The 10,004-nt window shown below is 69.6% G+C and carries 8 protein-coding genes; 7 read left to right on the forward strand and 1 reads right to left on the reverse strand.

Going from position 1 to position 10,004, the window contains the following annotated elements:
- Positions 1-27: 27 nt before the first annotated feature.
- Entirely contained in the window at positions 28-1,659 is a 1,632-nt protein-coding gene (locus ACFWF2_RS32550) for a flavin-containing monooxygenase (protein WP_379311320.1), read from the reverse strand.
- A 196-nt stretch (positions 1,660-1,855) separates the two neighbouring features.
- Here ACFWF2_RS32550 and ACFWF2_RS32555 point away from each other — a divergent pair, with 196 nt between their 5' ends.
- The 7 genes from ACFWF2_RS32555 to helR all read left to right on the forward strand — a co-directional run bounded on the left by ACFWF2_RS32555 (position 1,856) and on the right by helR (position 9,886).
- Positions 1,856-3,391, forward strand: a complete 1,536-nt coding sequence (locus tag ACFWF2_RS32555; RefSeq protein WP_379311327.1) for an FAD-binding protein — start codon at positions 1,856-1,858, stop codon at positions 3,389-3,391.
- Positions 3,392-3,497: 106 nt separating this feature from the next.
- Entirely contained in the window at positions 3,498-3,869 is a 372-nt protein-coding gene (locus ACFWF2_RS32560; RefSeq protein WP_379311321.1) for a nuclear transport factor 2 family protein, read from the forward strand.
- A gap of 12 nt (positions 3,870-3,881) precedes the next feature.
- Positions 3,882-5,543: an FAD-binding protein gene (locus ACFWF2_RS32565; RefSeq protein ID WP_379311322.1), complete on the forward strand. Its 1,662-nt coding sequence runs from the start codon at positions 3,882-3,884 to the stop codon at positions 5,541-5,543.
- 10 nt (positions 5,544-5,553) lie between these two features.
- Positions 5,554-5,811, forward strand: a complete 258-nt coding sequence (locus tag ACFWF2_RS32570) for a hypothetical protein (protein WP_379311323.1) — start codon at positions 5,554-5,556, stop codon at positions 5,809-5,811.
- Positions 5,812-5,835: 24 nt separating this feature from the next.
- Positions 5,836-6,627, forward strand: coding sequence for an SDR family NAD(P)-dependent oxidoreductase (locus tag ACFWF2_RS32575; protein ID WP_379311324.1), 792 nt, complete (start codon positions 5,836-5,838; stop codon positions 6,625-6,627).
- Complete coding sequence (locus tag ACFWF2_RS32580; protein WP_379311325.1) at positions 6,624-7,499, forward strand: alpha/beta fold hydrolase; 876 nt, start codon at positions 6,624-6,626, stop codon at positions 7,497-7,499. The genes ACFWF2_RS32575 and ACFWF2_RS32580 overlap by 4 nt, the downstream gene beginning before the upstream one ends.
- Before the next feature lie 197 nt (positions 7,500-7,696).
- The gene (helR, locus tag ACFWF2_RS32585) at positions 7,697-9,886 is read left to right on the forward strand and encodes an RNA polymerase recycling motor ATPase HelR (protein ID WP_379311326.1); all 2,190 of its coding nucleotides are present in this window, start codon (positions 7,697-7,699) and stop codon (positions 9,884-9,886) included.
- Positions 9,887-10,004 lie beyond the last annotated feature (118 nt).

Raw genomic sequence — 10,004 nt, forward strand, 5'->3', positions numbered from 1 at the left:
GATCGGACCACCCCGTCGTCGTGTGTCTCACGCCTCGATGACGTCGAAGCCCTTGTATCCGGCGGCCGCGACCTCGGCGATGATCTCGCCGTACACGCCGAATCCGCCGACGAAGGGCATGAACACCCGCGGCCTGCCCTCGATGTTCGCGCCCAGGTACCACGAATTCGCCTGGGTCATCAGCGTTCCCGCGGCCCGGGTCGCGCATTCGCGCACCCACTCGGCCACCGCGTCCGGCCGCGCCTCGAGTGCCGTCGCTCCGCTGCTGTCGAGGAAGGCGATGGCCTCGGCCACCCAGTCGACGTGCAGTTCCGAATGCAGCACCATGTTCGCCAGCACCGAGGGACTGCCGGGGCCGGTCAGGTTGAACAGGTTGGGGAAGCCCGTCATCCCCAGTCCCAGATAGGTCTTCGGGCCTTCCCGCCACGCCTCGTTGAGCGACTCGCCGCCGCGGCCGACGATGTTCATCCGCGACACCGATCCGGTCATCGCGTCGAATCCGGTGGCCAGCACCAGGGTGTCGATCGGGTAATGCGCGTCGCTGGTGTGCACGCCCGCCGCGTCGACGCGGGTGATCGGTGTCGCCCGCAGGTCGACGAGCTCGACATTGTCGCGGTTGTAGGTCTGGTAGTAGTTCGTGTCGGTGCAGATGCGCTTGGTGCCGATCGGGTGATCGCGCGGGACCAGCAGGTCGGCCACCCGCTGGTCGTCGATCACGGCGCGCACCTTCTCCTCCCAGAACAGCCGGGCGGTGTCGTTGGCGGGCAGGGTGACCAGCTGGTCGGGGAAGGTCTTACTGAACAGCACACCGCCCAGCGCCCAGCGCTTCTCGTAGGCCTCGCGCAGTTCCTGCTCGCTCACCTCGAGCGCGGACCGCGGGTGCGCCTGGTGCGGGGAACCGCCGCCGCTGGCCATCGACAGCCGCCTGCGCTCGGGGTAGTTCGCCTTCTGCGCCTGCCGTTCCTCCTCGCTCAGCGGTGTATTACCGGCGGGCACACTGTAATTGGCGGTGCGCTGGAAGACGTGCAGTTGCCCGGCCTGCTCGGCCAGGCACGGGATCGTCTGGATGCCGGAGGATCCGGTGCCGATGACACCCACCCGCTGCCCGGTGAGGTCGACGCCCTCGTGCGGCCAGTGCGAGGTGTGCAGGGTCTGACCCGCGAACGTCTCGAGGCCGTCGATGGCCGGGGTGTTCGCGTTCGACAGCGGCCCGGTGGCCAGCACCACGAACCGGGTCGAGACCGCGCGCCCGGTGTCGGTGGCGACCTGCCAGCGCAGGGTCTGCTCGTCGAGCACGATATCGGTGACGCGCGTGCCGAATTCGATGTCGCGAAGCAGGTCGTAGCGGTCGGCGACGTGCTCGAGGTAGGCCAGGATCTCGGGCTGGGTGGCGTACTTCTCGCTCCAGTTCCACTCCTGCTGCAGCGCGTCGTCGAAGGAGTACGAGTAGTCGACGCTCTCGACGTCGCAGCGCGCGCCCGGGTAGCGGTTCCAGTACCAGACGCCGCCGACGCCATCGCCTGCCTCGATCACCCGCACGGACAGGCCGCTGCCGCGGAATCGGTGCAGGGCGTACAGGCCGGCGATGCCCGCGCCGACGACGACCACGTCGACGTCGGCGGGGCGGTTCGCTGGTGCCGATGGGGTCTCGGGGTTCACAGTGCCTACCTTTCGATGGAGACCGGTTCTCTGCGGGCGAGGCTAAGGACGCGCGGGCCGCGAGAGCAGGTGTCCTTCCCGCTGACCGGCACGTTCTCGCATCGATCGCCTCCCGGTGATCGGGATGCTCCGCTGCGTGACCGCCGTCACCGGACCTACCGTCATCGGCACTACGAGGTGGTACCAGGAGGAAACAGTGGTGGACTGGAACGACGAGGTGGATGTGCTGGTCGCGGGGTCGGGCGGTGGCCTGGCCGGCGCCTACACCGCCGCCCGCGAAGGGCTCAGCGTCGCGGTGGTCGAGGCGACCGACAAGTTCGGCGGCACGACCGCGTATTCGGGCGGCGGCGGGGTGTGGTTCCCGTGCAACCCCGTCCTCGAGCGGGCGGGCACCGACGACACCATCGACGACGCGCTCACCTACTACCGCGCCGTCGTCGGTGACCGCACCCCCGACGAGCTGCAGCAGACCTATGTCCGCCGTGGTCGCGACCTCATCGAGTACCTCGAGGCCGACAACCACTTCGAGTTCCAGATGCTGCCGTGGCCGGACTACTTCGGTAAGGCGCCCAAGGCCAGGCTCGACGGGCAGCGCCACATCATGCCCACTCCGCTGCCCGCCGCCGAGCTGGGCGAGCTGCGCGAGTCGCTGCGCGGACCGCTCGACACCGATCGCCTCGGCGCTCCCCTGCCGGAGCTGCTGATCGGCGGGCAGGCGCTGATCGGGCGCATGCTGCGCGCGCTGTCGACCTACCCGCACGCCAAGCTCTACCTGGAGTCGCCGCTGGTGGAGCTGGTGGTCGAAGACGGTGTGGTGACCGGTGCGATCGTCGAACGCGACGGCGGCCGGGTCGCGATCCGCGCGCGCCGCGGTGTGGTGCTCGCCGCGGGCGGCTTCGAGCAGAGCGACGAGCTGCGCAAGCTCTACGGCGTGCCCGGCGAGGCGCGCGACACCATGGGGCCCTGGGGAAATCAGGGCTTGGCGCACCAGGCGGGCATCGCGGCCGGCGCCGACACCGACCTCATGGATCAGGCGTGGTGGTCGCCCGGGCTGACCCATCCGGACGGGCGCTCGGCGTTCGCGCTGTGGTTCACCGGCGGCATCTTCGTCGACCAGGAGGGCAAGCGGTTCGTCAACGAGTCGGCCCCCTATGACCGGCTCGGCCGCGACGTGATCCGCCAGATGAACGACCGCGGGCTGACCCTGCCGTTCTGGATGATCTACGACGACAAGGAGGGTGAGGTCCCGCCGATCAAGGCCACCAACGTGTCCATGGTCGAGACCCAGAAGTACGTCGACGCGGGCCTGTGGCACAGCGCCGACACCCTCGCCGAGCTGGCCGCGAAGATCGGCGTGCCCGCGGCGAATCTCGAGGCGACCGTCGAGCGGTTCAACGGCATGGTCGCCACCGGCGTCGACCCGGATTTCGGGCGCGGCGACGAGGCCTACGATCGCGCCTTCTCCGGCGGTGAACCGCCGCTGGTGACCATCGACAAGGGCCCGTACCACGCGGCCGCGTTCGGCATCTCCGATCTCGGCACCAAAGGCGGTCTGCGCACCGACACCGCGGCCCGAGTCCTCGGCCGCGACGGCGCGCCGATCCCCGGCCTCTACGCCGCGGGCAACACCATGGCCGCGGTCAGCGGCGAGGTCTACCCCGGCGGCGGCAACCCGATCGGCGCGTCGATGCTGTTCAGCCACCTCGCCGTGCGGCACATCCTCGGCGACTGAGCGAGCTCGGGTCCCTCCCGCTGGCCGGGAGGGACCCGTCCGCGGCGGCCACCGAGTGTGGTTCCGTTCACATATTCCCCTTCTCGATATTTCAGGAGCAACACTGATGGCTTCAGCGGACGACATTCGCGCGACGGTGCGCAAATATGTGGAGGCCGTCGGCAGCGGTACGGCTGCCGACGTCGTCGCCCTCTACCGCGAGGACGCGACGGTGGAGGACCCGGTCGGCAGCGAACCGCACGTCGGCCACGCGGCGATCACCAAGTTCTACGAGGCCATCGAGCCGATGAAGCGCTCGACCGAACTGTTCTCCGTGCGCGTCGCGGGCAACAGCGCCGCGTTCAGCTTCCGCGTGGTGACCGAGTTCGGCGACCAGAAGTTCACCCTCGATCCGATCGATGTCATGACCTTCGACGAGGACGCCCGCATCACCAGCATGCGCGCGTTCTGGTCCCAGGACGACATGGTCGTCGGCTGAGCTGAGGCGAGAATGACTGCGACCGAACAACACTGGGATCACGAAGTCGGCTTCCTCGTCGTCGGCAGCGGCGCGGGCGGGCTGACCGGCGCGCTCGCCGCCGCCGACCGCGGGCTCGACACCCTCGTCATCGAGAAGGCCGACGTCTACGGCGGCAGCACCGCGCTGTCGGGCGGCGGCATCTGGGTGCCCAACAATCCGGTGCTGCTGCGCGAAGGCCTCGGCGATTCCCGCGCCGACGTGCGCGCCTACCTCGACGCCGTCGTCGGCGACCGGGTGCCGACGGCGAACCTCGACGCGTTCATCGACGAGGGCCCGCGCATGCTGGCCTTCCTCGAGACCAGCCCGCATCTGCGTTTCCAGTGGTGCACCGGCTACTCCGACTACCACCCCGAGGCGCCGGGCGGGCGGCCCGCCGGCCGGTCCATCGAGCCGCTGCCGGTGGATCTCAAGCAGCTCGGCGACGACGAGGACCTGCTGCGCCCTGCCGCGCTGGCGACTCCGCCGGGACTGTTCATCACGTCCAAGGACTTCGTCCAGCTCAATATGGTGACCCGCACCTGGAAGGCCCGCTGGACCGCGCTGCTGACCGGTTTGCGGGCGATCAAGGCGATCGTGCTGCGCAGGCACATGGACACCCTCGGCCGGGCCCTGATCGCCCGCCTGCGGCTGGCCCTGCGCGACGCGGGCGTGCCGCTGTGGCTGAACACGCCGCTGCGTTCGCTGATCACCGACGATTCGGGCGCGGTGCTCGGCGTGGTCGCCGAACGCGACGGCCGTGAGATCCGGATCAGGGCGCGCGACGGCGTGCTGCTGGCCACCGGCGGTTTCGAGCACAATCAGGCCATGCGCAAGCGCTATCTGCCCGAGGGCGGGCGCGACAACTTCAGCGCGGCCTCGACGGACAACACCGGTGACGGCATCGTCGCGGGTGAGAAGGTCGGCGCGGCAGTGGATCTGATGGACGACGCGTGGTGGATGCCGTCGTTCCAGCGGCCCGACGGCATCAATCAGGTGCTGGTGTCGGAGCGGTCGATCCCGCGCTCGATCATCGTCGACAGCACGGGTAAGCGCTTCACCAACGAGGCGTCGCCGTATGTGACGTTCGTGCACGCCCAGCTCGCCGGCAGCCACGATCCAGCGTGGCTGATCTTCGACGCGAAGGCCAAGAGCCGCTACCCCATCGGCGGACTCGTGCCGGGCCAGAAGTTCCCGGCATCGTGGACGGGTACCGGCCTGGTGCAGATCGCGCCGGATATCGACGGACTCGCCGCCGCGATCGGTGTTCCCGTCGCCACCTTGCGCGAGACCGTCGACCGTTTCAACGGGTTCGCCCGCGACGGTCACGACGCCGACTTCGGCCGCGGCGTCAGCGCCTACGACAACTACTACGGCGACCCGACCCTGGACACCCCGGCGCTCGACGTACTGGACAAGGGCCCGTACTACGCGCTGCGGGTGCGCATCGGTGACCTCGGCACCAAGGGCGGACTGGTCTACAACGCCGACGCCCAGGTCCTGCGCGCCGACGGCACACCCATTCCGGGCCTCTACGCCGCGGGCAACACCTCGGCCGCGGTGATGGGCAACGACTACGCGGGCGCGGGCGCGACCATCGGCCCCGCCATGGTGTTCGGCTACGTCGGCGCGCGGCACGCCGCGGGCGAGCGCTGAGGAGGCCATCATGCAACCCGTCGAATGCGGTACGTGCGGCAACAAGGTGCTGGCCGAGAAGTTCAGCCCGAGCCACACCAGCATCCAGTGGCTCGACGACGCCGAGTCCGCGTGCCCGGAGTTCGCCCGCCGCGCCGCGCTCGGCGAGCCCAGCAGCTGGATCCCGACCTGCCCGGCCCTGCGCGATTCCATCGAGAACGCTGTTCGCGCAGGCGCATTGGCGACCGATCAGGTGCGGCACGAGCCGGTCCCCGGCCGGCTCGGCTGACCCCACAGACAAGGAGAGAAATTCATGAACAGACTCGACGACCACCGCACGCTGGTGACCGGCGCCGCGTCCGGTATCGGCCAGGCCACCGTGCTGCGGCTGCTCGACGAGGGCGCCACGGTGGTCGGCGCCGACGTCTCGGCCGACGGCCTGGCCGCCACCAAGGCGCAGGCAGCCGAACGCGGCACCGCCGACCGGCTCACCACGCTGACCATCGATATCGGCGACGAGCAGTCGGTGATCGACGGTGTCCGCTCGGCGGTCGAGACCCTCGGCGGCCTGGACTCGCTGGTGAACGCTGCAGGCATCCTGCGCGCCGCGCACACCGAACAGACCTCCCTCGACCTGTGGGACCTGATCATCCGGGTCAACCTCACCGGCACCTTCCTGGTGGTCCGTGAGGCCCTGCCCACGCTGCTGGCGAACCAGAGTTCTACCGTCGTGAACTTCAGTTCCACCTCGGCGGCGTTCGCGCACCCGTACATGGCGGCCTACGCGGCGAGCAAGGGCGGCATCCAGTCCTTCACCCATGCCATCGCGCTGGAATACGGTGGCAAGGGCCTGCGCGCGGTCTGCGTCGCGCCGGGCAGCATCAAGTCCGGGATCACCGACGCCACCGGCGGTTACGTGCCCGCCGACGCCGACTGGTCACTGTTCGGCAAGCTGTCCCCGGTCCTGCCCACCGGGCTGGAATCCGGTGGCGCCGGCATGGGCGACCCGACCGCGGTGGCCGGCGTGATCGCCATGCTGGTCTCCGAGGACGGCGCCTTCATCACCGGCACCGAGATCCGCATCGACGGCGGCACCCACGCATGACCGAGCTGAGCTACGAGGCCACCCTGCGCGAGATCCGCACCGACGCGGGCGTCTTGCGCTATCACGAGGCGGGTGAGGGTCCGCCGCTGCTGCTGTTGCACGGGTCGGGTCCCGGCGTCACCGGGTGGCGCAACTACCGCGGCAACCTCGCCACCTTCGCGGACCGATTCCGTTGTCTGGTCCTGGAATTCCCCGGTTTCGGCGTCAGCGACGACTTCGGCGGTCACCCGATGGTGACCGCGCTCGACGCTGTCGTCCGGTTCGTCGACGCGCTCGGCCTCGACAGTGTCGACATCATCGGCAACTCGATGGGTGGCGGGGTGGCGCTCAATTACGCCATCGCGCACCCGGATCGGGTCGGCAAGCTGGTGACGATCGGCGGCATCGGGCGCAATATCTTCAGCCCCGGCCCCGGTGAGGGCATCAAGCTGCTGCAGGAGTTCACCGAGGAACCCACCCGGGAGCGGTTGATCCAGTGGCTGCACTCGATGGTCTACGACCCGGCGATGGTCACCGAGGAACTGATCGAGGAGCGCTGGACCCAGGCCACCGATCCGGCCACCCTGGACAGCGCGCGGCGGATGTACAGCAAGGCCGCGTTCGCGATGATGGTGCGGGCCATGGAGGCTTCCGACGCGCCGCCGCCGTGGGCGATGCTGCACAAGGTACAGGCTCCGACGCTGATCACCTGGGGCCGTGACGACCGGGTGAGCCCGCTGGATATGGCGCTGATCCCGATGCGCACGATTCCGCGCGCCGAACTGCACGTGTTCCCGAACTGCGGGCACTGGGCGATGATCGAGCGCAAGAACGAGTTCGAGTCGGCGGTGCTGGCGTTCTTGACCCGCAAGGATGTCGACCGGACGGTGTGATCGACGGTTCTACCGGCCCCCTGTGACGCGGGAAGGAGGAGTCCTCACTCTCTTCCCTTTCCAACATATAGCGCACAGGGGGCCTTGCCGCAAGGCCCCCTGTGTGCCGCATAATCGTCGGCCGAAGCCAGAAGCTGCGGAAATGGGAGTGAACGACGCGCTCCGCCGGGATCGACGAACCGGGAAAGTGAGGGCATGTGTCAACTCAGGGATATCAGGACGAACTGCGGTCCGAGCAGAACTACGTGGACGGGCTGTACGCGAAGCTCGATGCCGAGCGCACCCGGGTGAAGGGCCGCTACAGCGCGGCGCTGCGCGGCAAGGGCGTCTCGGCGATGGAACGCGACTTCGAGGTGCGTGCGCTGGGCAAGCAGGCCCAACGGCTGGATGTGGCCGACAACGGGCTGTGCTTCGGCCGGCTCGACTCGCTCGCCGGCGAGGCCTCCTACATCGGCCGGATCGGCCTGTTCGACGAGGCGAACGAGTTCGAGCCGCTACTGCTCGATTGGCGAGCGCCCGCGGCGCGCGCGTTCTATGTCGCGACCGCCGCGACGCCGGAGGACATGCGCAGGCGCCGCCAATTCCACACGCGCGGGCGGCAGGTGACCGACTTCACCGACGAGGTGCTCGGCAGGCCCGATGGTGACGAGCGGGGCGACGCGGCCCTGCTCGCGGCGGTCAACGCGCCGCGCGGTGCGGGCATGCGCGACATCGTCGCGACGATCCAGGCCGAGCAGGACGAGATCATCCGGCTCGATCACCCTGGCGTGCTCGTCATCGAGGGCGGGCCCGGCACCGGCAAGACCGTGGTGGCGCTGCACCGCGTCGCGTATCTGCTCTACACCCAGCGCGAACGGATGGAACGCCAGGGTGTGCTGGTGGTCGGCCCGAATCCGGCCTTCCTGCACCACATCGCGCATGTGCTGCCGTCGCTGGGCGAGACCAATGTGGTGTTCACGACCGCGGGCGATCTGCTGCCCGGGCTGCACGTCACCGCGGAGGACGCCCCAGAAGCCGCGCGGCACAAGGGATCCCTGCGAATCCTCGACGTGCTCGCGGCCGCCGTCGCCGATCGGCAGCGGCTGCCGGTGGATCCGGTGCCGATCGAGCTCGCGGATGCCACCGTGCGCATCGACGCCGAGACCGCGCAGTGGGCGACCGAAGAGGCACGCGCCAGCGGGCGGCCGCACAACGAGGCGCGGGAGGTGTTCCGCGACATCGTCACCTATGTGCTCACCGAGCGGGCCATCGGCCGGATCGGGAAGGGCTGGCTCACCCGCGACGACCGCGAGGCGTGGGAACAGCTGCGGACCGATCTGATCGCCGAACTCGCCGAGAACGAGGCGTTCACCGCGGCCCTGGACGAACTCTGGCCGATCCTGACCCCGGAAACCTTCCTCGCCCAGCTGTATTCGTCACCGGAACGGTTGCGCGCCGCCGGTGCCCACGAGTCGCTGTACCGCGCCGATGGCGATGCCTGGACGGTGTCGGATGTCGCGCTGCTCGACGAACTCGTCGACCTGCTGGGCCGGGACAAGCCCGTCGACGACACCGCCGAGCGGGAACGCAAGGCCGAGGCGGCCTACGCCGCGCGGGTGCTCGAGGACACCATGGTCAGCCGGGAAGACCACATGGACGACGAGGATCACCTCTTCGCCAAGGACATGCTCTTCGGCGAGGACCTGGCCGAACGTTTCCTGGAGCGCGACACCAGGGAACTCGCCGAACGCGCTGCCGCGGACCGGGATTGGACCTATCGACACGTCGTGGTCGACGAGGCGCAGGAACTGTCGGAGATGGACTGGCGGGTGCTGATGCGGCGCTGCCCCGGCAAGTCGTTCACCGTGGTGGGCGACCTCGCCCAGCGCCGCTCGGCAGCGGGCGCGACATCGTGGGCCACCATGATGGAGCCCTACGTCCCCGGCCGCTGGGTCTACCGCGCGCTGACGGTGAACTACCGCACCCCCGCCGAGATCATGGCCGTCGCGGGGGCGGTCCTCGCCGAGTTCGCGCCGGAGGTCACGCCACCGGAATCGGTCCGCGCGTGCGGAGTGCGGCCGTGGGCCCGGCGCGTCGATCCGGCGGACTTGTCCACGGCCATCGCGGAATTCGTGCGGGACGAAGCAGAGCGCGAGGGCACCAGCATCGTGATCGGGCCGCCGGATGTGCCGGGCACGGTTGCCGCGTCGGAGACCAAAGGCCTCGAATACGACGCGGTGCTGGTGGTGGAACCGGAACGGATCCTCGCAGACGGGCCACGCGGTGCGGCCGAACTGTATGTCGCACTCACCCGCGCCACCCAGCGCCTCGGCGTGCTGCATCACGGCGAGTTGCCGCAGGCGCTACGCGAACTGGCCGACGCGCCGACTCCTGTTTCGGCGCGCTGACGCCACACGCGCCGAAATTCTCCGAACTGGTCACCGGCCCCACCGGTCGGGCAGCCCTGGCCGCGGCGGGGTTCGGCGCGCCGTGATCGGTGTCGGCAACGGCGGCGCAGGCGAACCC

This window comes from Nocardia sp. NPDC060259, assembly GCF_042728775.1.
Lineage (GTDB): Bacteria > Actinomycetota > Actinomycetes > Mycobacteriales > Mycobacteriaceae > Nocardia.

What these genes read in the sequence shown, in the direction of transcription:
- ACFWF2_RS32565 (WP_379311322.1), top strand. Translation starts at nt 3,882, where the DNA reads ATGACTGCGACCGAACAACACTGGGATCACGAAGTCGGCTTCCTCGTC.
- ACFWF2_RS32575 (WP_379311324.1), top strand. Translation starts at nt 5,836, where the DNA reads ATGAACAGACTCGACGACCACCGCACGCTGGTGACCGGCGCCGCGTCC.
- ACFWF2_RS32580 (WP_379311325.1), top strand. Translation starts at nt 6,624, where the DNA reads ATGACCGAGCTGAGCTACGAGGCCACCCTGCGCGAGATCCGCACCGAC.
- ACFWF2_RS32560 (WP_379311321.1), top strand. Translation starts at nt 3,498, where the DNA reads ATGGCTTCAGCGGACGACATTCGCGCGACGGTGCGCAAATATGTGGAG.
- ACFWF2_RS32570 (WP_379311323.1), top strand. Translation starts at nt 5,554, where the DNA reads ATGCAACCCGTCGAATGCGGTACGTGCGGCAACAAGGTGCTGGCCGAG.